Origin of the sequence: Enterobacter sp. SM3 (genome assembly GCF_009811935.2) — a bacterium.
GTDB classification, from domain to species: domain Bacteria; phylum Pseudomonadota; class Gammaproteobacteria; order Enterobacterales; family Enterobacteriaceae; genus Enterobacter; species Enterobacter asburiae_D.
This window is the reverse complement of record NZ_CP099971.1, coordinates 3,518,555-3,542,261: the sequence shown is the minus strand read 5'-3', so window position 1 is coordinate 3,542,261 and position 23,707 is coordinate 3,518,555. Positions and strand designations below refer to the sequence as shown.

Here is a 23,707-nt window from a genome sequence, read left to right as displayed (position 1 = left end):
GAATAAACGTGGCAAAAAACATTCAAGCCATCCGCGGCATGAACGATTATCTGCCTGGCGAAACCGCCATCTGGCAGCGCATTGAAGGCACGCTGAAGCAGGTGCTCGGCAGCTACGGTTACAGCGAAATCCGTTTGCCGATTGTAGAGCAGACCCCGTTATTCAAACGCGCGATTGGTGAAGTCACCGACGTGGTTGAAAAAGAGATGTACACCTTTGAGGACCGCAACGGCGACAGCCTGACCCTGCGTCCGGAAGGTACGGCGGGCTGCGTACGCGCCGGCATCGAACATGGTCTTCTGTACAATCAGGAGCAGCGCCTGTGGTATATCGGCCCGATGTTCCGCCACGAACGTCCTCAGAAAGGTCGTTATCGCCAGTTCAATCAGCTGGGTGTGGAAGTCTTTGGCCTGCAGGGCCCGGACATCGACGCTGAGCTGATTATGCTGACCGCCCGCTGGTGGCGCGCCCTCGGTATCGCCGATCACGTTTCCCTTGAGCTGAACTCTATCGGTTCTCTGGAAGCACGCGCTAACTACCGCGATGCGCTGGTAGCGTTCCTGGAACAGCATAAAGAGAAGCTGGACGAAGACTGCAAACGTCGTATGTACAGCAACCCGCTGCGCGTTCTGGATTCCAAAAACGCGGACGTTCAGGCACTGCTGAACGATGCGCCTGCGCTGGGTGACTACCTGGATGAAGAATCTCGCGAACACTTCGCGGGCCTCTGCAAGCTGCTTGAAGCGGCAGGTATCGCCTATACCGTGAACCAGCGCCTGGTGCGCGGTCTGGACTACTACAACCGTACCGTGTTTGAGTGGGTGACCACCAGCCTCGGCTCTCAGGGCACCGTGTGCGCGGGCGGCCGTTATGACGGTCTGGTTGAGCAGCTTGGCGGTCGCGCTGCGCCTGCTGTTGGCTTCGCGATGGGCCTTGAGCGACTTGTTTTGCTGGTTCAGGCAGTTAATCCGGAATTTAAAGCAGATTCCGTTGTCGATATATACCTGGTGGCCTCAGGCGCGGAAACGCAGTCTGCGGCGATGCAGCTTGCCGAACGCGTGCGCGATGCGCTGCCGGGCGTTAAGCTGATGACCAACCATGGCGGCGGCAACTTCAAAAAACAGTTTGCTCGTGCCGATAAGTGGGGCGCAAGTATTGCACTGGTGCTGGGCGAGTCCGAAGTGGCTAACGGCGAAGTGGTGGTGAAGGACCTGCGCTCTGGTGAGCAGACAACGGTAACGCAGGACGGCGTTGCGGCGCACTTGCGCACTCTATTGGGCTAAGGAGAAGGACTGCGTGGAAATTTACGAGAACGAACACGATCAGGTCGACGCGATTAAACGCTTCTTTGTTGAAAACGGCAAAGCGCTGGTTGTTGGGGTTATTTTAGGTGTCGGTGCGCTGGTGGGCTGGCGTTACTGGAACAATCATCAGGCGGATTCCGCGCGCGGCGCGTCACTGTCCTATGAAACTACCGTTAGCGCAATTCGTGCCGATCAGCCGCAAACGCTGGCTGCGGCAGAAAAATTTGCGGCTGACAACAAAAACACCTACGGTGCACTGGCTGCGCTGGAAGTGGCTCAGCAGTACGTTGATAAGAACGAACTGGATAAAGCCGCTGCTCAGCTCTCTCAGAGCCTTGCTGCGGCCAGCGATGAGAACCTGAAAGCGGTGATCAATCTGCGCCTGGCACGTATTCAGGTTCAGCAGAAGAAAGTTGACGATGCGCTGAAAACGCTCGACACCATCAAAGGCGAAGGTTTTGCTGCCATCGTTGCCGATCTGCGCGGTGAAGCACTGCTGAGCAAAGGTGACAAAGCGGGCGCGCGTAAAGCGTGGCAAGCTGGCGTAGAGAGCAATGCTTCACCTGCGCTGAGCGAAATGATGCAGATGAAAATAAATAATTTGTCCGTCTGAGAGGGACCCGATGCAATTGCGTAAATTACTTCTGCCAGGACTGCTTTCTGTTACGTTATTGAGTGGTTGTTCACTGTTCAGTGGCGAAGAAGACGTTGTGAAAATGTCCCCACTGCCGACGGTTGAAAACCAGTTTACCCCATCCACCGCGTGGGATGTCTCCGTGGGTAATGGGATTGGTGATTTCTATTCCAACCTTCATCCGGCGTATGCAGACAGCGTTGTCTATGCCGCTGACCGCAAAGGTACCGTGAAAGCGGTGAACGCCGATGACGGGAAAGAAGTCTGGTCCGTTAACCTGGCGGAAAAAGACGGCTGGTTCTCCCGTAAACCTGCACTCCTGTCTGGCGGTCTGACCGTTGCCGGTGGTCATGTCTACGTGGGCAGCGAAAAAGCGCAGGTTTATGCGCTGAACAGCAGCGACGGCTCCATTGCCTGGCAAACAACCGTAGCGGGTGAATCCCTGTCTCGTCCGGTGGTGAGCGACGGCCTGGTGCTGATTCATACCAGCAACGGCCAGCTGCAGGCGCTGAACGAAGCGGACGGTCTGGTGAAATGGACCGTTAACCTGGATATGCCTGCGCTCTCTCTGCGCGGCGAATCTGCCCCGGCTACCGCATTTGGTGCTGCCATTGTGGGCGGTGACAACGGTCGCGTGAGCGCAGTGCTGATGCAGCAGGGCCAGATGATCTGGCAGCAGCGTATCTCTCAGGCCACTGGTTCAACGGAAATTGATCGTCTGAGCGACGTTGACACAACGCCGGTCATCGTTAACGGTGTGGTTTACGCGCTGGCCTATAACGGCAACCTGACCGCGATGGATCTGCGCAGCGGCCAGATCATGTGGAAACGTGAGCTGGGCTCTGTGAACGATTTCATCGTTGAGGGTAACCGCATCTATATGGTCGATCAGAACGACCGTCTGCTGGCGCTGAGCACCGAAGGCGGCGTGACGCTGTGGACGCAAAGCGATCTGCTGCACCGTCTGCTGACCGCGCCTGCGCTGTACAACGGTAGCCTGGTAGTCGGTGACAGCGAAGGGTATATGCACTGGATCGATCCGGATAACGGCCGCTTTGTTGCACAGCAGAAAGTCGACAGCTCTGGTTTCCTGACCGATCCGGTTGTGGCCGACGGCAAACTGCTGATTCAGGCAAAAGACGGCACGCTGTACGCGATCACGCGTTAATTACCCGTCGGTTGTAGTATACTAAACGGCTCCTGTTCACTCAGGAGCCGTTTTGACATTTTTAAAAACGCCGCGAAAGCGACGTTATTTTGAATTTTATGAGGCTTCAAACATGGTACCTGTGGTCGCGCTTGTCGGGCGCCCTAACGTTGGAAAATCCACTCTTTTTAACCGTTTAACACGCACCCGTGATGCGCTGGTTGCGGATTTCCCGGGGCTGACGCGTGACCGTAAGTACGGTCGTGCAGAGGTGGAAGGACGCGAGTTCATCTGTATCGATACCGGCGGTATCGACGGCACAGAAGACGGCGTTGAAACCCGCATGGCGGAACAGTCGCTGCTGGCGATTGAAGAAGCGGATGTGGTGCTGTTTATGGTGGATGCGCGTGCTGGCCTGATGCCGGCGGACTCCGCTATTGCCAAACACCTGCGTTCACGCGAAAAGCCGACCTTCCTGGTGGCGAACAAAACTGACGGCATCGATGCCGATCAGGCCGTCGCGGATTTCTGGTCTCTGGGCCTGGGTGAAATCTACCCGATTGCGGCATCGCATGGCCGTGGCGTGACCAGCCTGCTGGAAACCGTTCTGCTGCCGTGGGTTGATGAAGTAAACCCGCCGGAAGAAGTCGACGAAGACGCTGAATACTGGGCGCAGTTCGAAGACGGAGAAGAGGGCGAAGAAGAGCCTGAAGACGACTTCAACCCGCAGGATCTGCCGATCAAGCTGGCTATCGTAGGTCGTCCAAACGTAGGTAAGTCTACGCTTACTAACCGTATTCTGGGTGAAGAGCGCGTGGTCGTTTACGACATGCCGGGCACTACCCGTGACAGTATCTACATTCCTATGCAGCGCGACGAGCGTGAGTATGTCCTCATCGACACCGCCGGGGTGCGTAAGCGCGGAAAAATCACCGATGTGGTGGAAAAATTCTCCGTTATCAAAACCCTGCAGGCGATCGAAGATGCCAACGTTGTGCTGCTGGTCATCGACGCGCGTGAAGGTATCTCCGATCAGGACCTCTCTCTGCTCGGCTTTATCCTCAATAGTGGGCGCTCACTGGTTATCGTGGTCAACAAGTGGGATGGCCTGAGCAATGAAGTGCGCGAGCAGGTGAAAGAGACCCTCGACTTCCGTCTGGGCTTTATCGACTTCGCCCGCGTGCACTTTATCTCTGCGCTGCACGGCAGCGGCGTGGGTAACCTGTTCGAATCCGTGCGTGAAGCGTATGACAGCTCCACCCGTCGTCAGAGCACCGCGATGCTGACGCGCATTATGAACATGGCTGCAGAAGACCATCAGCCGCCGCTGGTGCGCGGCCGTCGCGTGAAGCTGAAATATGCCCACGCCGGTGGTTATAACCCGCCAATCGTAGTAATTCACGGCAACCAGGTGAAAGACCTGCCGGATTCCTACAAGCGCTATCTGATGAACTACTTCCGTAAATCGCTGGACGTAATGGGCACGCCTATCCGTATCCAGTTTAAGGAAGGGGAAAACCCGTTTGCCAACAAGCGCAACACCCTGACGCCAAACCAGATGCGTAAGCGTAAGCGCTTGATTAAGCACATTAAGAAAAGCAAATAAGCTTTGCCTGCTTCAAAAAGGCCCGCGTATATCGCGGGCTTTTTTTTGCCTGGTCATATCGCCGGTTTTCTCTGTGTGAAGTCAATCACTATTCACTTTTAACCAAGTTTAAATCTAAGAAAGTAGACAATCGTCGAATTTTCATCTTAAAGTCCAGGGTCCGGTACTAGACAAAACTAGCGCCTGGTTATCAAATGGTTAACTAACTTTTCGCCGCATGTAAAAAATCGACCAGATACGTAACTGGCCGGCGTACCTGCTGGTGTTTACAAGCACGACGACATACCTTTCGGGAGAATTATGCAATCCACTGTTAATCAAAAAGAGAGCCGAACGTTCTTCGGCCATCCGTATCCGCTCGGTTCCCTGTTCTTCACCGAGATGTGGGAGCGTTTCTCGTTTTACGGCATCCGTCCGTTACTGATCCTGTTTATGGCCGCCACCGTCTATGACGGCGGGATGGGCCTGGCGCGTGAAAACGCCTCGGCGATTGTCGGTATCTTTGCCGGTACCATGTACCTGGCCGCGCTGCCGGGCGGCTGGCTGGCCGATAACTGGCTCGGTCAGCAGAGAGCCGTCTGGTACGGTTCGATCCTGATTGCGCTCGGACACCTGTCGATTGCGCTCTCAGCGGTGATGGGGAACAACCTGTTCTTTATCGGCCTGATGTTCATCGTGCTTGGCTCCGGGCTGTTTAAGACCTGTATCTCAGTGATGGTCGGCACCCTGTATAAAAAAGGCGACGCGCGTCGTGACGGCGGTTTCTCGCTGTTCTATATGGGTATCAACATGGGCTCGTTCATCGCGCCGTTGATTTCCGGCTGGCTGATCAAAACCCACGGCTGGCACTGGGGCTTTGGTATTGGCGGCATCGGGATGCTGGTGGCGCTGATTATCTTCCGCGTGTTTGCCGTTCCGGCAATGAAGCGCTATGACGGCGAAGTCGGCCTCGACTCTACCTGGAACAGCCCGGTGGTGAAGCGCAACGGCGTGGGCGTTTGGCTGCTGGCGCTGGCGGCAGGCGTGGCAACGATCGTGACGCTGATTGCGCAGGGCGTGATTGTAATTAACCCGGTCGCGGTAGCCAGCGTGCTTGTCTACGTGATTGCGGCGTCTGTAGCCCTCTACTTCATTTATCTGTTTGTTTTTGCTGGGCTGAACCGTAAAGAGCGCGCCAGGCTGCTGGTCTGCTTTATTCTGCTGATCTCCGCGGCGTTCTTCTGGTCCGCGTTCGAACAAAAGCCAACCTCGTTCAACCTGTTTGCCAACGACTACACTAACCGCATGATTGGTGATTTTGAAATCCCGGCGGTGTGGTTCCAGTCGATCAACGCCCTGTTCATCATTCTGCTGGCACCGGTGTTTAGCTGGGCATGGCCGAAGCTTGCGAGCAAAAACATTCGTCCGAGCAGCATTACCAAGTTTGTTATTGGTATTCTGTGCGCGGCGGCGGGCTTTGGCCTGATGATGCTTGCGGCACAGAACGTGCTGAGCAGCGGTGGGGCGGGCGTGTCGCCGTTCTGGCTGGTGGGCAGCATCCTGATGCTGACGCTCGGCGAACTGTGCCTGAGCCCGATTGGCCTGGCGACTATGACGCTGCTTGCGCCGGAAAGAATGCGCGGCCAGATGATGGGGCTGTGGTTCTGCGCCAGCGCGCTGGGCAACCTGGCGGCGGGCCTGATTGGCGGCCACGTGAAGGCCGATCAGCTGGATATGCTGCCGGATCTCTTTGCCCGCTGCTCCGTCGCGCTGCTGATTTGTGCCGCGGTACTGATCGTCCTCATTGTTCCGGTGCGCCGCATGCTGGAAAATGCACAGACTAAACCGGCAGCTAACGCCTCATAAACCTCGATCTTGCCGGGGCGGCGTTATGCCCCGGCAATTTATTCGACGAGGTAAGAACATGCTGTTAGGGTTTGTCGGTCTTGGCGCAGTCGTTGAAACAGCTTACCTGCCCGCAATACGAAAAATCTTTGATACTCCCCCTCACTGTTTAGGCTTTGATATCCAGCCCGTCAAACAGCCGGAGGGCGTAACGCGCTGTGCCACACTGTCTGAACTCCTCTCCCAGCCGCTTGATACCCTGTTTATTACCACGGCGTCTCTGCACCATCTTGAGGTGCTTGAACACGCTCTCGCCTCATCGGTTTCCCGCATCGTGGTTGAAAAACCGATTGTCGCCACGCTTTCCCAAACAGAAAAGCTCAACGCGCTGCTGGCGAACCCCGACGTCGCCTCCCGCGTGCTGGCGCTCGATCACTGGATGGCGCGCATCGAAACGGTGAAGCGGTCGCTTGTAGGCAGCCTCGCTGACATCGTCAAAATCGACGGCTTTTTGCAGGAGCCGAGCGGATATAACGCTGCCGGGGAGCCCATCGCACTTAACTTTGCCACCGGCGAGCCGGACGCGCGTACGCTTCGCCACCCTGATGGCGTGATTCTGGATATCGGTACGCACGTGCTGGCGATGCTGCGCGAAACGGTGCGCTATCTGGGCGGGAATGATGAGATGACGCTGCGGGTCGTCACGGCTAAAGACCGCCTGGGGCGCGATATTGCAAAAGGCGACCTGACCACGGCGGAAGGCGAGGCGCATCTTCAGGGAAGCATCAGCGGCGTGCTGGTGGATATCTGGCTTAACAAATACGCGGGACCCGCGGGCGGGCAAAAAGGCTTACGGCTCTGGTTGCGCGACGGGCGGACCATCAGCTACGACCGGCACGGCGCTGAAGATGTGCTGGAGCTGATGAATGGCGACACGCGTCAACGCTGGAACATTCCCGGCACGATCTACGAGCACTGTCTTGCAGAGCATATTCTGGGCGCCAACAGCCTGTTTGTACGGGATCCGCAAGAGGTGAGCCGCACGACGCGCCGCAGGGTAGAGGAAGTGACGCAGCTGCTGGCGTTACAGCAGCAGCTGCGTGGCCCTCACTGAACGCAACGTGGTAAAATTACCGCAGACCTGAACGCTTTTAAGGAGTCACCATGACGATTACCTGCCCGGATTGCCAGGCACCGCTTGAGCCCCTGAACGGGGTGGCACACTGCGAAAGCTGTAATAAGGACATCGCGCTTGAAGCCCGCTGCCCGGAGTGCCATCAGCCACTCCAGGTATTAAAAGCCTGCGGGGCGGTGGACTATTTCTGCCAGAACGGCCACGGTCTTATCTCTAAAAAACGCGTGGAGTTTGTTCGGGCCGAAGGTTAATCGCACACGCAGCCTTCGCCTTTCTGCCACAGCTCGACCAACGACTCGGGCGCTTCCTGCTCGGGCACCAGCACGATGATATCGGCGTAGTGCGCCTGATTTTGCCCGGTCCAGATAATCTGGATGCGGAAATAGCGCTGGTCGCCGCTGCCGGGTGAAGAGGCTTGACCGGGCGGCTGGCCGCGTGGAAAAGCCTGCTCCAGGATGCTCACCAGCCGCTGGCGCTGGGCCTCATTGAGCGAGGATAGCGCGATGGTGCGCTGTCCGCTCAGCTTGGGAATAAAAGCGACGCCGCCTTCCCGGGCCAGCTCAACCACGGCGTCATCCGTCAGTTCCGGAACCTGCATTTACAACACTCCCACCTGTTCCCAGGCTTGTTTAATGGCCGCCCCAGCGTCGCTGCCGGAGCGTTTCTCGCCGTGCGCGATCGTCAGTTTTGCGAAGGCCTCAAAATCCGCATCCTGCGCCAGATTGCGATCGCAAACCGTGTCGTACCAGGCATAACCCGCTTTTTCCCAGGCGTAGCCGCCGATCGCCGTCGCGGCCAGATAAAATGCCCGGTTGGGGATGCCGGAGTTCAGATGCACGCCGCCGTTATCCTCGCGCGTTTTAATGAAATCTTTCATGTGCGCAGGCTGCGGGTCTTTACCGAGCAGAGGATCGTCATAGGCGGTGCCGGGTTCAGACATTGAGCGCAGCCCTTTGCCGTTAATTCCGGCCGCCAGCAGCCCTTCACCAATGAGCCAGTCAGCTTTATCGGCGGTTTGCTTCAGATGGTACTGTTTAACCAGCGAGCCAAACACGTCCGACAGAGACTCGTTCAGCGCGCCCGACTGTTCAAAATAGATAAGCCCGGCTTCGGTCTCTGTCACACCGTGGCTCAGCTCGTGCGCCACTACGTCGATGGCGATGGTAAAGCGGTTAAATATTTCGCCGTCGCCGTCGCCGAATACCATCTGCTGACCGTTCCAGAAGGCGTTCTGATATTCCCGACCGTAATGCACGGTGCCGGTCAAAATAAGCCCTTTATTATCGAGCGAATCACGCTGATATTCTTTCCAGAAGAAATCATGGGTAATACCCAAATAATCGTAGGCTTCATCCACCGCCACATCGCCGTTCGACGGCTGGCCTTCGTAACGCACCTGCGTACCCGGCAGCTCCTGGGTTTGCTTCGCGTCGTAAATATCGCGCTCCAGCTGTCCGGCTTTATTCACGTGCGGCGCGGCGGGTTTGCCGGGCATGTGGGCCATCAGCGTCTGGACGTGGGTTAAGGTCTGACGGGCACAGCGCTGCTGCGGCTCGGAACCGCTTTCGATAATACGACGAAGAATATAAGGGGGAATAACGCTATGAAGATGGGGCATGCTGCTCTCCTTATTAAAAAAGGGAATAGCAGCAGTATAGTAAGTAACCGGCGAAGAATTATCCGGTTTTACGCTGACGCGTCTTTTTCACCGGTTTAATTGATTTCACTTCGCTTTCTACCCAGCCGTCTGAAAGACGCGTTGTCAGTACATCGCCGGTATTTACCTGTTTGGTCTGCTTGAGCACTTTGCCGTCCGTCGCCGTCGTCACGCTATAGCCGCGCGCCAGCGTGGAGAGGGGGCTGACGGCTTCAAGATGGGTCACCGCATTGCCAAAACGTTCGCGGGTGGTGCTCAGGCGCGAACGGACAGTCTCCGCAAGACGATACTCCAGCTGCTGGATCCGCGTTTGCGCGCGATAAATTTTCGGCTGCGGGTTCTGCTGGTTCAGGCGCTGCGTTACGCGCTGCTGGCGCGATACCGCCCGCTTAAGCTGCGCATCCACCGCAAAATTCATGCGCTGACGCAGGCGCTCCAGCACGGTCTGCTGACGCGCCAGACGCAGCTGCGGGTGCTGCTGCTGAAGTCGATGATGAAGCTGGGTAAAGCGGCGGGTACGGTTGGCAAGGAAGTAGTCCATCGCCATCTCAAGGCGCTGCTGACCGTTCTGAATCTGACGCAGCAGTTCCAGCTGGTTGCGGCTGACCACTTCCGCCGCCGCGGACGGCGTAGGCGCGCGCAGATCCGCCACAAAATCGGCTATCGTTACGTCCGTTTCGTGGCCGACGGCGCTCACCACGGGGATAAGGCTGGCAAAGATTGCCCGCGCCACGCGCTCGTCGTTAAAGCTCCACAGGTCTTCCAGCGAGCCGCCGCCGCGCCCGACGATGAGCACGTCGCACTCCTGACGGGCGTTCGCCAGCTCAATGGCGCGAACTATCTGGCCCGGCGCATCGTCACCCTGAACGGCGGTCGGGTATATGATGACGGGCAGGGAAGGGTCGCGACGCTTCAGCACGTGCAAAATATCGTGCAGTGCCGCACCGGTTTTCGAGGTGATGACTCCAACGCAGTGGGCGGGGGAGGGCAGCGTCTTTTTGTACTGCTGGTCGAAAAGCCCCTCGGCAGAGAGCCTGGCTTTTAACTGTTCATACTTCTGCTGCAGCAGGCCTTCGCCTGCAGGCTGCATGCTCTCGACGATGATTTGATAGTCGCCGCGCGGCTCATACAGGGTGATATTGGCGCGAACCAGAACCTGCTGGCCGTGCTGAGGGCGGAACGTCACGCGACGGTTGCTGTTGCGGAACATCGCGCAGCGCACCTGGGCGGTGTCGTCTTTTAAGGTAAAGTACCAGTGTCCGGAGGACGGCTGCGTGAAGTTAGAGATCTCACCGCTGATCCAGACCTGCCCCATTTCCTGCTCAAGCAGCAAACGCACCGTCTGATTAAGGCGGCTGACAGTATAAATTGAGGGGGATTGAGAGGATAACATGTGAGCGGGATCAAATTCTAAATCAGCAAGTTATTCAGTCGATAGTAACCTGCTGAGAGGTGAGCGCAAGCATTTTTTTAAAAAAAGTGTGGATGCAATCGGTTACGCTCTGTATAATGCCACGGCAATATTTAACCACCCAGGTCAGAGATATTGCCCATGCTACGTATCGCTAAAGAAGCACTGACGTTTGACGACGTCCTCCTCGTTCCCGCTCACTCCACCGTTCTGCCGAATACTGCCGATCTCAGCACGCAGTTGACGAAAACCATTCGCCTGAACATTCCTATGCTCTCTGCGGCAATGGACACCGTGACTGAAGCGCGCCTGGCTATTGCCCTGGCACAGGAAGGTGGCATTGGCTTTATTCACAAAAACATGTCTATCGAACGTCAGGCGGAAGAAGTTCGCCTGGTTAAGAAGCATGAATCCGGCATCGTGTCTGACCCACAGACCGTTCTGCCAACCACTACCCTGCACGAAGTGAAGGCTCTGACCGAACGTAACGGCTTCGCCGGTTACCCGGTTGTGACCGAAGAGAACGAGCTGGTCGGTATCATCACCGGTCGTGACGTGCGTTTCGTGACTGACCTGAACCAGCCTGTCAGCGTGTACATGACGCCAAAAGAGCGTCTGGTTACCGTTCGCGAAGGCGAAACCCGCGACGTGGTGCTGGCAAAAATGCACGAAAAACGCGTTGAAAAAGCGCTGGTTGTTGACAGCAGCTTCCACCTGCGCGGCATGATCACCGTGAAAGATTTCCAGAAAGCAGAACGTAAGCCTAACGCCTGTAAAGACGAGCATGGCCGTCTGCGCGTCGGCGCTGCGGTTGGCGCCGGTGCCGGTAACGAAGAGCGCGTTGACGCGCTGGTTGCTGCGGGCGTTGACGTCCTGCTGATTGACTCCTCTCACGGCCACTCCGAAGGCGTTCTGCAGCGTATTCGCGATACCCGTGCCAAATACCCTGACCTGCAGATCATCGGCGGTAACGTGGCCACTGGCGCAGGCGCTCGCGCGCTGGCTGACGCTGGCTGCAGCGCGGTGAAAGTGGGTATCGGCCCTGGCTCTATCTGTACTACCCGTATCGTGACCGGCGTGGGTGTTCCGCAGATCACCGCCGTGTCTGACGCGGTTGAAGCGCTGGAAGGCACCGGTATTCCGGTTATCGCCGACGGCGGTATCCGCTTCTCTGGCGACATCGCTAAAGCGATCGCCGCTGGCGCAGCTGCCGTGATGGTAGGCTCCATGCTGGCAGGTACCGAAGAATCCCCGGGCGAAATCGAACTCTACCAGGGCCGTTCTTACAAATCCTACCGCGGTATGGGCTCCCTGGGCGCGATGTCCAAAGGTTCCTCCGACCGTTACTTCCAGACCGATAACGCCGCTGACAAACTGGTACCGGAAGGTATCGAAGGTCGCGTTGCCTATAAAGGCCGTCTGAAAGAGATCATTCACCAGCAGATGGGCGGCCTGCGCTCCTGTATGGGTCTCACCGGCTGTGGTACCATTGACCTGCTGCGTACTAAAGCGGAATTCGTACGCATCAGCGGTGCGGGTATCCAGGAGAGCCACGTTCACGACGTGACGATCACCAAAGAGTCCCCGAACTACCGTCTGGGCTCCTGATAAGTTTCCGCGCCCGGCTTCTGCCGGGCGCTCTGTTTTTGTTTCACTTGCCTCGGAATTAGCGTCAATGACGGAAAACATTCATAAACATCGCATTCTCATTCTGGACTTCGGTTCGCAGTACACTCAGCTGGTGGCACGTCGCGTACGTGAACTGGGCGTTTACTGTGAGCTGTGGGCGTGGGATGTCACGGAAGCACAGATTCGCGAATTCAATCCAAGCGGCATCATCCTGTCCGGCGGCCCGGAAAGTACCACCGAAGAGAACAGCCCGCGCGCGCCGCAGTACGTGTTCGAAGCTGGCGTGCCGGTATTCGGCGTTTGCTACGGTATGCAGACCATGGCAATGCAGCTGGGTGGCCACGTTGAAGGCTCTAACGAGCGCGAGTTCGGCTACGCGCAGGTAGAAGTCGTCACCGACAGCGCGCTGGTGCGCGGTATCGAAGACTCCCTGACCGCAGACGGCAAACCGCTGCTGGACGTGTGGATGAGCCACGGTGACAAAGTTACCGCCATCCCGTCTGACTTCGTGACCGTTGCCAGCACCGAAAGCTGCCCGTTCGCCATCATGGCGAACGAAGAAAAACGCTTCTACGGCGTGCAGTTCCACCCGGAAGTGACCCACACCCGTCAGGGTATGCGCATGCTGGAACGCTTCGTGCGTGACATCTGCCAGTGTGAAGCTCTGTGGACCCCGGCAAAAATCATCGACGACGCCGTTGAGCGTATTCGCCAGCAGGTTGGCAATGACAAAGTGATCCTCGGCCTCTCCGGCGGCGTTGACTCCTCCGTGACCGCGATGCTGCTGCACCGCGCCATCGGCAAAAACCTGACCTGCGTGTTCGTGGACAACGGTCTGCTGCGTCTCAACGAAGCCCAGCAGGTTATGGACATGTTCGGCGACCACTTCGGTCTGAACATCGTTCACGTGGAAGGCGAGCAGCGCTTCCTGGACGCGCTGAAAGGCGAGAACGATCCGGAAGCGAAACGTAAGATCATCGGCCGCGTTTTCGTGGAAGTCTTCGACGAAGAAGCGCTGAAGCTGGAAGACGTGAAGTGGCTGGCGCAGGGCACCATCTACCCTGACGTGATCGAGTCTGCGGCTTCCGCAACCGGTAAAGCACACGTCATCAAATCTCACCACAACGTGGGCGGCCTGCCGAAAGAGATGAAGATGGGCCTGGTTGAACCGCTGCGCGAACTGTTCAAAGACGAAGTGCGTAAGATCGGTCTGGAACTGGGTCTGCCGTACGACATGCTCTACCGTCACCCGTTCCCGGGTCCGGGTCTGGGCGTGCGCGTGCTGGGCGAAGTGAAGAAAGAGTACTGCGACCTGCTGCGTCGCGCTGACGCTATCTTCATCGAAGAGCTGCACAAAGCTGACCTGTACAACAAAGTGAGCCAGGCGTTCACCGTGTTCCTGCCGGTTCGCTCCGTTGGGGTAATGGGCGATGGCCGCAAATACGACTGGGTTGTTTCCCTGCGTGCGGTGGAAACCATCGACTTCATGACCGCGCACTGGGCGCACCTGCCGTATGACTTCTTAGGCCGCGTGTCTAACCGCATCATCAACGAAGTGAACGGTATTTCCCGCGTGGTGTATGACATCAGCGGTAAGCCACCGGCTACGATTGAGTGGGAATGATTTCCCAACCGGATACGTCTGGTACTAACAGGTTCTAAATTATCTCTAAGCCCGCGGATTGCGGGCTTTTTTTTGGCCCATGGCTGGCAACACCATGTTAGGTTAGTGCCAGGAGCGGGCGCAATGTAAGGCTTTCCATTAAATTCTTATTCGATGCGTTCCACATTTGGATGACGATCGGTTGCGGCTTCATGGAAAATGTCACCCAGCCAGCCGGCAATCTCGCCTTCAGTCATATCGTCTGGAATAGCGATGTCATAGAGCCGAGAAAACTTTCTCTCCGTCAAGTCAGCACGAAATACCAGCCACCGATCATGCTTACGTTGAACGCCAATATGCCGTCCAAAAACGTTATATATCAGCATATGCAATCTCCGGTCATGCTAGTGAGTTCCTGTATCTATGATACATACGTCAGAGCAGGCCAGAGAGTGAATCGTACAAATATGAAAGGTCAGCGTTCGTACCTCGCTTACAGCGGACATCATGCTTCTGTATCTGCTCTGTGCCAGAAGCGGACGTTGTTAACATCTACCTGTATCAATCGGTGGGGAGCAGGTCATTACATTTCAAGTTTTAGGGTTTAGTATTAAGATTTAGAAAAAATTCCTTTTTTCCAAAGATAACTAGCTTAATCATTGAGTTAGTCAATATATTGAGTGATAATTATGAGAGTATGAATCAAAAAGACATGATTACTTGAAGCTTATCCTTAATAAAAAGTTTGAAATCTGGAGGTGGTACCATGATAGAACTACCTGCATCATTGAGTTTAGATAAGATGGATTCCTTCATCAGAAGGGTAAAGATGGCAGATGATGACCAACCTTTGCTCCTTCCTGTAGGTAAGAGAAACTCTGCTTTTGGAGGGATAGCCATTGCTGTACAATCTATTAATACTTGGGCGAACTTAAGTCTGAACAAGAAGCTGGTTTTAAAAGAGTCATCCATAAAGTATGCTGACTATTTTACAGATTTGATCAACACCCCACACAAATTCACCGCTGCAATGATGTCGAAAGAGATTTCATTTTCTGGTACTCCTAATATAAGTATAAGACGGGATATAAATATACTTGCCAAAGAGGCAATTGAGTCACAATCAGACAACCTTTTTGGTCAACAACATGGAAGGCTCTGCTGGTATTCGTTTGTTGATCACAGCACAAAAGGATTTGATAGCAACTTTTATAACAATTCACCTTCTTTTCATTCTGAGCCAAAATCCTATGAAGAAATAAGAAACATAATAAGCGCAATGGTTTTGAAATCATCAACTGTTGCAGGAGGAGCTATATCTCTTGACGATGATAGTATAGATGATATTGGAAGAATTTTTTATGAATTATTTGTTAACACACACGAGCATGGCAGTCGTGATCTAAATAGGGATAAGTGGATAAAACCTGGAAACAGATTAATATATACGTATGGAATAAACTTATCTGATGAAGCAATAAATAATTACCTCATAAATGATGAAGTTCTTTCTGAGTACATATCAAGCCTTAAACAAACCAACGTTTCTTCGCGAAGGTTCATAGAAATAAGCATTATTGATTCTGGTTTAGGCTATTGTGGCCGATGGTTGGCTGATCACTCTGATGCTGGCTCAACTCTAGACGTTGATGATGAATATACGATAATTAAAAAATGCCTGAAATTTAGAAGTTCATCTACAGATAATGATGTGAAAGGAAATGGTTTGCCTTCAGTTATGGCATCATTAACCAAACTGAATGGTTTTATGAAGATAAGAAGTAACAGAGTCTCAATCTATAGGGATTTTAATACCATCCCATATAGTTTTGAAGAGAGCGATGACTGTAAGTTTTTAGATTGGTCAACAAAACGCTATTGTGATGAGAATATAACTGAACATTCTGAAGTTCGCGGAGTTTCAATAACAATCCTTGTACCCCTTATCGATAAAAATAATTCCAAGGACAACTAAAATGAGTGGTATTTTTCTTTTCAGATTTAATAAACCTAGCGCTAAACTCTCACCAATAATGGCAATCTTCTGCAATTCATCACTAGATTTGCATCAGCTAATAAAAGAGATAAAAGAAGACATAAGCAAAAATTTAGTACCCAATGAAGTATTAATGTTTGGTTTTGGAGTAAATGAAGAACAGAAATTACGCTTGCTAAATGATAAACTTTTTAACCAAGAGTTTGAGTCTTACATCGGCACAGCTTCAAGTAAAATACAATTTTTAAACGTTAACAATGATGGTGACATCACAGATGTAACTTCGAAAGAAAAGTATAATTATCGGCATGAGCTTCTCCAGGCTGGAGCAAATGAAATATTTAAGAAACGTAAAGGTATAATAACCTCTACTTCAACATATCACTTTAGCAAACCTTCAGGTGATCATTGTGATAAATTTATAAGAGCATCAAATTTATTTACCTCAAGCGTTGAGGTGACTTTCTTAGCTATTGGGTTATTAAGCTCTATATTTTCAACTTTAAAAAGAGTTTATGTCGACACTTCATCTATCTCATTTTTGGTTAGTACAGCGCTACACTTGTCGCAAAAATTCCCTTGCAGCACTCCTGTAATTGAGAGTTTTGAATCATATTCTTCATTAAATCAGCAATTTAACTTCATTCGAGATGAAAATCAGTTAGTTATAATTTCTGCCACAACCAGTGGTAGTCTCGCTCGCACACTTGAAAAAAAGAAAAAAATATCACAGAACAATATAAAGACACTTTTCTATTCGTCACTAGGTGAAAATCAGACTGGACTATATAATATCAACGATGCTTTGGGCGGTGAGATATATTCTGAATCACACGAAAATTGCAATCTCTGTGCTAACGGGTCAAAAGTGATCAGACTAGAAGGTGAGCAGTTTTTGCCTGAGACGCCTAAGCATGATTTACTCATGATAAAGAAAATAGATTTCAAAGCAGAAAGACAAAACTTTTTTAGAGAGTTTGCAGCAAAAAAAATTCTAAATATTAATGCCATAACTCAAGAAAGCAATAGCGAGTTTTACGATATCAACATTCCTCTATTAATGACTGATAATCCAGAGCTTCTTATTTCTGATATGCGAAAAAAAATTAATAAATTTTTCTCGCGTGATATTAATTCAATTATTCATTTAGACGACAAAGGTTCAGAACTTTTAGCATTGAAGATCAAAGAAATTGTTAATGATGATAAGATAAAACTCTTAAATTTTGGTAAAATGCATGAATCTGATTATAGCAGCATGTCATCTGTTTTTGTTGTGGCAGGAGCAATAACAACGGGCAGGAAGCTATTATCCGTCTCCAGAAAACTTAGAAGTCTTGATAAGTCATCTTCAATTTCATATTTTGTCGGCTTTTCGAAATTACAAAACGCCCCTAGCCTCGATCAGCTAAGAAAAGACTTATGCATGGGTGGTCATGAACTTATAGTTCTCAGGAACTGCTTCTTACCAAGGACCACTGAAAAGTTAAAAACTTATTGGGATCTTGAGCATGAAAAACTTTCTCGTTTTAAAAATGATGATCCTTTTGATGATTATTACCATCAACAAAAGATCTCTGCCGACTTGCTCTCAAGGCTAACCTTACTTGAATCGCCCATAAGTCCTAATGAACTGTTCTTGAAAGATAGCAATGGGAACTCTCTGAAGATCCGGGAAACATTTGTCTTTTGGGACAAACTGGCCATTGCAATAGAAGACTCTTCCCAAGCAGATGTTTTTTGGACTATTCAAACACTGCTTCATGATTTAAGAATGAATGACGGAAAGGGTTTATCTACAATTTATCACTACACTCTTTTGAGCCCTGTTTGCTTTGACCGATACAATGACGGAGTTATACAAGCATGCTTGTTACGATCAGCGTATTCTTCAGAGCTAAATTATACTATTGATGAAAATTACAGTCAGCAAATGTGCGATATAATATCTTCGATTGTCAGAAATTATGACAATGAACAAGGAGAAGGATGCCTTGAGTTTTTAATGTCGATCTGGATTAAGCATCTAAGAATACTTGACCACCATCTGCAGGAAATTCTATCGTTAGAAAATACAAGCATGCCTGACTCGGTTAAATTCTTATTGCACCAAATTAAACGTGATTTTTTTTTGAAATGAGCCGCTTGCATATTGAAGGTTGGTAATCCAACCTTCAATACTTCCTCCATGTTTACTCCATTGTTCATCTTGCACATGCAAGTCATACTCACGCTTTATGTACTTAAAATGAATCAGAAGCAAATCGGCTGCCTCACAAAGGCTTGTTAATTTAATGCTTCTTTTCATTTATGGGAGGATTGCCCCTATAGAGCTCCATGACGCCTTATCATGTGTACAAGTTAGTAAGACAAACTTTTCGAATGGGTTGCCAAGACGGTTAACTCATCAGACTGGACTCGGTTCCACTATCAAAGTATTAAAGGAAAAGGAAAATCTCATCAATCAGCGCTGGAAAGAAATCAGCAAATTTAATATAAACCTGAATGGTTTCACAAAGCGTGCGGGCACGCTACCAATGCTGTGTTTCAATTAAGAGGGAGTTGGTAAGAATGCCCCAGACCTAGTCCCTACGATTTAGAACACCCAAATATAAGTATGCAATCCGAACTTCCGCTCCTCGCTCAGAGCGGACCCGCCCCACAAGCCCACTCCGTTTAGAGCATAGTCGTTCAGGTTTCTAAAATCGCATGACTCACCTGGATAGGGCCCTTACAATTGCCTCCGAGCCGAACTTGCGACAACTGTTAGGTCAACCAAAAGCTAAACGGGGCATTTCCTGCTGAAACTCAGAACCCTCCAGGCTTTTTCACACTTTATGAATGGTTCCACCGCGCCCGGTGCAAAGCCGTCACTCTTTAACCAACGGAGATTATCATCTTGAATAAGTCAATACTCGTATGCTCTGTGGCCGCGCTGCTGGCCGTGTCCGCCATGTCCGCCCAGGCCAGGACCCCCACCAGGCTCAAGTCGCCAGCATCGGGCGTGCTCTGCGACCGATATGTATGCGCCAATGACAAGGGATTATCCCGCGAGTTGACAGAGACGTATCTCGGTAAGAAGGCTGCTGCAAACGAGGTGTTCACGTCGAGCAATGTCGATCTGACCGAATTCACCTTTGCCAACGGTATTTTCTGCGATGTGAAGGAAAGACTGTGCCGTGAAGATCGCTATTATGGTGCGAACGGACAGCGCTCCGGGGTGCTATCTAAAAAGTACACAAAGCTGCTCTTTGGTGAATAATGGTGATAAAAAGAGACCACAGGAAGAGACTACGTTATTGGGATATAAATTATATTTTGTAGCGTACATTATAAATGATGATGTAATTGTCAAAATTAAATTTCTCGTTAAAAGTTGTATTGCGGAATATTACTCTGTTACTACCCTTTAGCTGAGCGTAACAGTGAAGCGGTCTGGTTACGTGAATTCCCATTCACTACCATGAGCGAATAAAGGAATGAAAAACCGCATAATGATTGTCGGCGGCGGCACGGGAGGAACCATTGTTGCCAACCTGCTGGCCAGAAAATTACGGCGTGAAATTGCTGCCGGTCAGGTAGAGCTGGTACTGATTTCCGAATCACCGGTGCATTACTACAAACCCGCGTTTATGTACGTCGCGTTTAACCTCTTCCATCATCACGAGCTGGCCCGGCCTGAACGGCAGCTACTGAGTCCGGAAATTCGATTTATTACCGATAAGATTGAGTCGTTCGATTTTAAACAGCGTCGACTGTACGGTGCCAGTAAGCAACATTACGACTGGGATCTGCTGGTTATCGCAACCGGCTGCACGCCTTTCCCGCAAAAAATCCCTGGCCTTGCCGAAGCGGGCGACCATTTTTATCAATACGCGGCGGCAAGACAATTAGCGCATAAGCTCTCCACCATTAAAAAGGGGCGAATATTTATTACCGTCTCTTTCCCGGAAACGCCGAATGTTCCCCATCAGTGCGGCATCGCCCCAATTGAAACCACGCTGATGGTTGACGACTATCTTCGCCAGCGCGGCGTACGTAATCAGGTTGAGATTGTTTATACCTATCCGACCGTCGCGCAGCTGCTGCGAAACTGTCTGTTCCTGCAGCGTCCGGTTGGAGAGGCGCTAGGCGATATTTTTGCTGCCAAAGGAATACAGCACCAGCGCGGCTTTACGTTAAGCCATGTCGATCCTGACAGCAAAATTGCCTATTCCGCCGAGGGCGACTCGCAGAACTTCGACATCCTGATGGCAACGCCTCCCATCAGAGCGGTCGAAGCGGTGCGTAATACGGGACTCAGTGAGGTTCAGAACGGAGAAGGCTGGCTGCCGACGGATCACCAAACGCTGGGCGTCTACGGCCTGGAAGGGGTGTATGTGATCGGCGATACCGTTGACCTCCCGATCAGTAAAGCCGGGGGATCGTGCCACAACCAGGCGCCGATCGTTGCCGATAACATTGTGGCGGAGCTGTACGGCAGACCGCCCGGAAGCGGTAACCATTATGATGGACGGGTTCAGGCCGTTGCGCAGATGGGGCTCTGGGCCGGTATGCCGTTGGTGTATGACTATCGCAATGACGTGACGCCCATGCCTGCGACGAAACTCGGCGGCATGCTGCGAAACGGTTTTAACCGTGGACTCTATTGGGGTGTCGTGAGGGGGATGTTCTGATGAGTGAACAGGAACAGTTACTTAAAAGCCTCGCCCCGCTGATGGCAGGCAATCGCCTGAATAATCTGGTTGATCTGCTGGCCTTAGCAGCAGACATGCTGGAAATGACCGACAGCGCGATGGTCGAAAAACTGGCAGGCGTTTTTGAAGATGTGGTCACCGTCGGTTGGGAAGGGGGAACCGCGCTACGCATGGCGTGGGGAGAGCAAATTAACCGGGAAGGGGATATTTCGCTTCGGCAGGTGTTTGCCATGCTCAACGATCCTGATACCCGCCGCGGCATCATGCTTTTAGTGCGGGTGTTACAGATTACGGGGCAACGTCTGAATTCCCTCTCTTCCGTCAGTTATTCTGATTGCCCCGAGATAAGAAGCCGTTAATGTCTGGCTAATGCTCTTCAGGCGGCCGGGTATCGTCTATACCTTACCCGGCCCACCAAACGGCATTGGGGGCTATTTCTCCCCGCCACCCAACCGATACGCCAGCGCCACCACCAGCGACTGCACCAGGCACAGCGTCGCCGACTGAGACCGGAACGCATCCACCTGCGCCTCTTTCACTACAAAGCAGAGATCGCTGAACGTCGCCAGGGGGCTTATCTGGCTGTCCGTAATCACGATCTGCCGCGCGCCGACGCTGGCGGCGGTTTCGCTGACCATCACCGTCTCTTCCGCGTATGGCGAGAAGCTGATAGACACCACGATGTCGCGCGCCTTAATGCGGCTGATCTGCTCGCGCAGCATGCCGCCCATGCCGTCGAGCAGGATAGGGCGACACTCCAGATGGCTCAGGGCGTAGGTCAGATACGCGGCGACGCTAAAGGAGCGGCGCAGCCCGGCGATGTAGATGGTGTCGGCGTCGGCCAGCAACTGTACCGCACGCTCCAGCATCTCCGGTTCGGCGCGGGCGGCCAGCTGCTGCAGCGCCTGAGCGTTCGAGCGGGCGAACTCCTGCAGGATATCGAGCGGCGTTTCCGGCACGGCCTCGCTCTCCATTTCGCGGAACAGCCGGGCGCGGTCGCTGTAGCTGGCGGTCTCCTCCACCAGGTTCATGCGAAACAGCTGTTTCATTTCGTTGAAGCCGGTGAAGTCAAAGGCGTTGGCAAAGCGGATCAGCGTCGAGGGCGGTACGTCGGCGCGCTCGGCAATGACGGCAACCGTATCAAAGGCCACGCTGTTGGTGTTATCCAGCACGTAGCGGGAGACCTGCTGCAGCCTCTTGCTCAGGCTATCGTAGCGATCGCGGATTTGCTGCTGCAGTTCGTTCAGGCTGGTTGCTGTCGTCATCTTATCCCCCAAGTACAGTCTTATGATTCTAAACGCAAAACCGCGTCTTTTAAATGTCGGCCATCCATCTGGCAGCAAAAATGAAACAGAAGCTTCAGTCATTTCCTCGCCCGAAATCCCTTAATAGCGCACGCTGCGTCAGTGTTGTTGGCTGTTAACATAAAAATCCATCCTTGATCACAATAATCATCATTTATTTTATTTCAACTTAAAATGGAATATTTGTTTCATATATAGTGTTCAGTACACAGTGTTCAGGTCACAGTCACGTATCAACAGCGAGAGGTTAAGGATGGAGACGGTAGCGAATTTTATTCACGGCGAATGTGTCACCGGTTCAGGCCAGCGCGTTCAGGCGATCTTCAACCCGGCCACCGGCGAGCAGATCCGCCAGGTGGTGATGAGTACGGCGCAGGAAACCGAACAGGCGATTGCCGCCGCGCAGCAGGCGTTTCCGGCGTGGGCGCGCCATGCTCCGCTTAAGCGCGCGCGCGTGATGTTCCGCTTCAAGGCGCTGCTGGAAGAGAACATGGATCGCCTGGCCCGCATCATCAGCGAAGAGCACGGGAAAGTCTTCTCCGACGCGGTGGGCGAGCTGACCCGCGGTCTGGAGGTGGTGGAGTTTTCCTGCGGCATCCCGCATCTGCAAAAGGGTGAACACTCTGCGAACGTCGGTACCGGCGTCGATAGCCACTCGCTGATGCAGCCGCTCGGGGTCTGCGCCGGGATCACGCCGTTTAACTTCCCGGCGATGGTGCCGATGTGGATGTTCCCGATTGCGCTGGCGACCGGCAACACCTTCGTGCTAAAGCCGTCGGAAAAAGATCCTTCTCTGGCGCTCGCGCTGGCGCAGCTGCTGAAAGAGGCCGGCCTGCCGGACGGCGTGTTCAACGTGGTGCAGGGCGATAAAGAGTCCGTTGACGTGCTCCTGACTGACCCGCGCGTGCAGGCGGTGAGCTTTGTCGGCTCCACGCCGATTGCGGAATACATTTACCAGACCGCGTCCGCCCACGGTAAGCGCTGTCAGGCGCTGGGTGGCGCGAAAAACCACTGCATTTTAATGCCGGACGCCGACATGGAGATGGCGACCAACGCCATCATGGGCGCGGCCTACGGCGCGGCGGGAGAACGCTGTATGGCGCTCTCGGTGGTGCTGGCGGTGGGGGATAAAACTGCCGATGACCTCTGCGCCCGGCTGGAAAAACAGATTGCCGCGCTGCGCGTCGGGCCGGGCCTGGACCAGTCGCCGGAAAACGAAATGGGGCCGCTCATCTCCTCCGTGCACCGCAGCAAGGTGCTGGGCTATATCGACAGCGGGGAAGCGCAGGGGGCAAAACTGCGCGTGGACGGCCGCGGCTTCAGCGTGAAGGGCCACGAGCAGGGCTACTTCGTCGGGCCGACGCTGTTCGATAACGTCACCCCGGAGATGATCATCTATAAAGAAGAGATCTTCGGTCCGGTGCTTTCTGTGGTGCGCGTAGCAGATTACGCCAGCGCGGTGGATCTGATTAACCGCCATGAATATGGTAATGGCTCGGCGATCTTCACCCGCGACGGCGGCTGCGCGCGCCGCTTCTGCGAAGAGGTGCAGGCGGGCATGGTGGGGGTCAACGTGCCGATCCCGGTGCCGATGGCGTTCCACAGCTTCGGCGGCTGGAAGCGTTCCATCTTTGGCGCGCTCAACGTCCACGGCAGCGATGGCGTGCGCTTCTACACCCGAATGAAAACCATCACCGCGCGCTGGCCGGAAATGCAGCAGGAGACAGGCGCTGCGTTCTCCATGCCGACGCTGGGCTGAC

Annotated in this window: 20 protein-coding genes; 15 read left to right on the top strand and 5 right to left on the bottom strand. The window is 53.1% G+C overall.

Annotated features, from left to right (window positions below):
• Window positions 1–8: 8 nt before the first annotated feature.
• The 7 genes from hisS (at window position 9) to GVO84_RS16510 (ending at window position 7,901) form a co-directional block, all read left to right on the top strand.
• Window positions 9–1,283, top strand: a complete 1,275-nt coding sequence (gene hisS, locus GVO84_RS16540) for a histidine--tRNA ligase (protein WP_032622984.1) — start codon at window positions 9–11, stop codon at window positions 1,281–1,283.
• A gap of 13 nt (window positions 1,284–1,296) precedes the next feature.
• Window positions 1,297–1,917, top strand: coding sequence for a YfgM family protein (locus GVO84_RS16535; protein WP_121425149.1), 621 nt, complete (start codon window positions 1,297–1,299; stop codon window positions 1,915–1,917).
• A gap of 10 nt (window positions 1,918–1,927) precedes the next feature.
• Window positions 1,928–3,106 (top strand): outer membrane protein assembly factor BamB, encoded by a 1,179-nt coding sequence (bamB, locus tag GVO84_RS16530; RefSeq protein WP_032659420.1) that lies wholly within the window; start codon window positions 1,928–1,930, stop codon window positions 3,104–3,106.
• Window positions 3,107–3,218: 112 nt separating this feature from the next.
• Complete coding sequence (gene der, locus GVO84_RS16525; RefSeq protein ID WP_023308811.1) at window positions 3,219–4,691, top strand: ribosome biogenesis GTPase Der; 1,473 nt, start codon at window positions 3,219–3,221, stop codon at window positions 4,689–4,691.
• Window positions 4,692–4,991: 300 nt separating this feature from the next.
• Entirely contained in the window at window positions 4,992–6,536 is a 1,545-nt protein-coding gene (locus GVO84_RS16520) for a peptide MFS transporter (RefSeq protein ID WP_032659418.1), read from the top strand.
• 58 nt (window positions 6,537–6,594) lie between these two features.
• Window positions 6,595–7,629 (top strand): Gfo/Idh/MocA family oxidoreductase, encoded by a 1,035-nt coding sequence (locus tag GVO84_RS16515; protein WP_159514688.1) that lies wholly within the window; start codon window positions 6,595–6,597, stop codon window positions 7,627–7,629.
• A gap of 50 nt (window positions 7,630–7,679) precedes the next feature.
• Window positions 7,680–7,901: a zinc ribbon domain-containing protein gene (locus GVO84_RS16510; RefSeq protein WP_023294288.1), complete on the top strand. Its 222-nt coding sequence runs from the start codon at window positions 7,680–7,682 to the stop codon at window positions 7,899–7,901.
• Here the strand turns inward: GVO84_RS16510 and GVO84_RS16505 are convergent.
• From GVO84_RS16505 to xseA, 3 genes are read right to left on the bottom strand one after another with little or no spacing between them, the layout of a single operon-like run.
• Window positions 7,898–8,248, bottom strand: a complete 351-nt coding sequence (locus GVO84_RS16505; protein ID WP_006811517.1) for a protealysin inhibitor emfourin — start codon at window positions 8,246–8,248, stop codon at window positions 7,898–7,900. The genes GVO84_RS16510 and GVO84_RS16505 overlap by 4 nt on opposite strands.
• On the bottom strand, window positions 8,249–9,268 hold the full coding sequence (locus GVO84_RS16500; protein ID WP_159514687.1) for a M4 family metallopeptidase: 1,020 nt from the start codon (window positions 9,266–9,268) through the stop codon (window positions 8,249–8,251).
• A gap of 58 nt (window positions 9,269–9,326) precedes the next feature.
• A complete protein-coding gene (gene xseA, locus GVO84_RS16495) occupies window positions 9,327–10,700 on the bottom strand; it encodes an exodeoxyribonuclease VII large subunit (protein ID WP_159514686.1) in 1,374 nt (457 codons plus the stop codon).
• Between the two features lie 159 nt (window positions 10,701–10,859).
• Here xseA and guaB point away from each other — a divergent pair, with 159 nt between their 5' ends.
• Together guaB and guaA are read left to right on the top strand one after the other, a co-directional pair.
• Window positions 10,860–12,326 (top strand): IMP dehydrogenase, encoded by a 1,467-nt coding sequence (guaB, locus tag GVO84_RS16490; RefSeq protein ID WP_029741666.1) that lies wholly within the window; start codon window positions 10,860–10,862, stop codon window positions 12,324–12,326.
• Window positions 12,327–12,393: 67 nt separating this feature from the next.
• Complete coding sequence (gene guaA, locus GVO84_RS16485; RefSeq protein ID WP_063427885.1) at window positions 12,394–13,971, top strand: glutamine-hydrolyzing GMP synthase; 1,578 nt, start codon at window positions 12,394–12,396, stop codon at window positions 13,969–13,971.
• Window positions 13,972–14,117: 146 nt separating this feature from the next.
• Here the strand turns inward: guaA and GVO84_RS16480 are convergent, their stop codons facing one another.
• Window positions 14,118–14,336, bottom strand: coding sequence for a DUF7661 family protein (locus GVO84_RS16480; protein WP_032648750.1), 219 nt, complete (start codon window positions 14,334–14,336; stop codon window positions 14,118–14,120).
• Between the two features lie 380 nt (window positions 14,337–14,716).
• Here GVO84_RS16480 and GVO84_RS16475 point away from each other — a divergent pair, with 380 nt between their 5' ends.
• The 5 genes from GVO84_RS16475 (at window position 14,717) to GVO84_RS16455 (ending at window position 21,002) form a co-directional block, all read left to right on the top strand.
• Window positions 14,717–15,925 (top strand): hypothetical protein, encoded by a 1,209-nt coding sequence (locus GVO84_RS16475; RefSeq protein WP_159514685.1) that lies wholly within the window; start codon window positions 14,717–14,719, stop codon window positions 15,923–15,925.
• A 1-nt stretch (window position 15,926) separates the two neighbouring features.
• Entirely contained in the window at window positions 15,927–18,086 is a 2,160-nt protein-coding gene (locus GVO84_RS16470) for a hypothetical protein (RefSeq protein ID WP_159514684.1), read from the top strand.
• A gap of 786 nt (window positions 18,087–18,872) precedes the next feature.
• Entirely contained in the window at window positions 18,873–19,208 is a 336-nt protein-coding gene (locus GVO84_RS16465) for a YcgJ family protein (RefSeq protein WP_236545868.1), read from the top strand.
• A gap of 217 nt (window positions 19,209–19,425) precedes the next feature.
• Complete coding sequence (locus GVO84_RS16460; RefSeq protein WP_159514683.1) at window positions 19,426–20,622, top strand: NAD(P)/FAD-dependent oxidoreductase; 1,197 nt, start codon at window positions 19,426–19,428, stop codon at window positions 20,620–20,622.
• Window positions 20,622–21,002 carry a DUF1641 domain-containing protein gene (locus GVO84_RS16455; protein WP_159514682.1) on the top strand — a complete coding sequence of 127 codons (381 nt, stop codon included), beginning with the start codon at window positions 20,622–20,624 and terminating at the stop codon, window positions 21,000–21,002. Before GVO84_RS16460 ends, GVO84_RS16455 begins: the two co-directional genes overlap by 1 nt.
• A gap of 72 nt (window positions 21,003–21,074) precedes the next feature.
• Here the strand turns inward: GVO84_RS16455 and GVO84_RS16450 are convergent, their stop codons facing one another.
• Entirely contained in the window at window positions 21,075–21,908 is an 834-nt protein-coding gene (locus GVO84_RS16450) for a MurR/RpiR family transcriptional regulator (RefSeq protein ID WP_023338648.1), read from the bottom strand.
• A gap of 292 nt (window positions 21,909–22,200) precedes the next feature.
• Between GVO84_RS16450 and GVO84_RS16445 the strand changes: the two genes are divergently transcribed.
• Window positions 22,201–23,706: a CoA-acylating methylmalonate-semialdehyde dehydrogenase gene (locus GVO84_RS16445; protein WP_159514681.1), complete on the top strand. Its 1,506-nt coding sequence runs from the start codon at window positions 22,201–22,203 to the stop codon at window positions 23,704–23,706.
• Window position 23,707 lies beyond the last annotated feature (1 nt).

Coding starts and splice junctions, on each gene's coding strand:
- GVO84_RS16445 (WP_159514681.1), top strand. CDS start 22,201: ATGGAGACGGTAGCGAATTTTATTCACGGCGAATGTGTCACCGGTTCA.
- GVO84_RS16510 (WP_023294288.1), top strand. CDS start 7,680: ATGACGATTACCTGCCCGGATTGCCAGGCACCGCTTGAGCCCCTGAAC.
- GVO84_RS16515 (WP_159514688.1), top strand. CDS start 6,595: ATGCTGTTAGGGTTTGTCGGTCTTGGCGCAGTCGTTGAAACAGCTTAC.
- bamB (WP_032659420.1), top strand. CDS start 1,928: ATGCAATTGCGTAAATTACTTCTGCCAGGACTGCTTTCTGTTACGTTA.
- GVO84_RS16480 (WP_032648750.1), bottom strand. CDS start 14,336: ATGCTGATATATAACGTTTTTGGACGGCATATTGGCGTTCAACGTAAG.
- GVO84_RS16460 (WP_159514683.1), top strand. CDS start 19,426: ATGAAAAACCGCATAATGATTGTCGGCGGCGGCACGGGAGGAACCATT.
- GVO84_RS16500 (WP_159514687.1), bottom strand. CDS start 9,268: ATGCCCCATCTTCATAGCGTTATTCCCCCTTATATTCTTCGTCGTATT.
- guaB (WP_029741666.1), top strand. CDS start 10,860: ATGCTACGTATCGCTAAAGAAGCACTGACGTTTGACGACGTCCTCCTC.
- guaA (WP_063427885.1), top strand. CDS start 12,394: ATGACGGAAAACATTCATAAACATCGCATTCTCATTCTGGACTTCGGT.
- GVO84_RS16505 (WP_006811517.1), bottom strand. CDS start 8,248: ATGCAGGTTCCGGAACTGACGGATGACGCCGTGGTTGAGCTGGCCCGG.
- GVO84_RS16520 (WP_032659418.1), top strand. CDS start 4,992: ATGCAATCCACTGTTAATCAAAAAGAGAGCCGAACGTTCTTCGGCCAT.
- GVO84_RS16450 (WP_023338648.1), bottom strand. CDS start 21,908: ATGACGACAGCAACCAGCCTGAACGAACTGCAGCAGCAAATCCGCGAT.
- GVO84_RS16455 (WP_159514682.1), top strand. CDS start 20,622: ATGAGTGAACAGGAACAGTTACTTAAAAGCCTCGCCCCGCTGATGGCA.
- GVO84_RS16470 (WP_159514684.1), top strand. CDS start 15,927: ATGAGTGGTATTTTTCTTTTCAGATTTAATAAACCTAGCGCTAAACTC.
- xseA (WP_159514686.1), bottom strand. CDS start 10,700: ATGTTATCCTCTCAATCCCCCTCAATTTATACTGTCAGCCGCCTTAAT.
- der (WP_023308811.1), top strand. CDS start 3,219: ATGGTACCTGTGGTCGCGCTTGTCGGGCGCCCTAACGTTGGAAAATCC.
- GVO84_RS16475 (WP_159514685.1), top strand. CDS start 14,717: ATGATAGAACTACCTGCATCATTGAGTTTAGATAAGATGGATTCCTTC.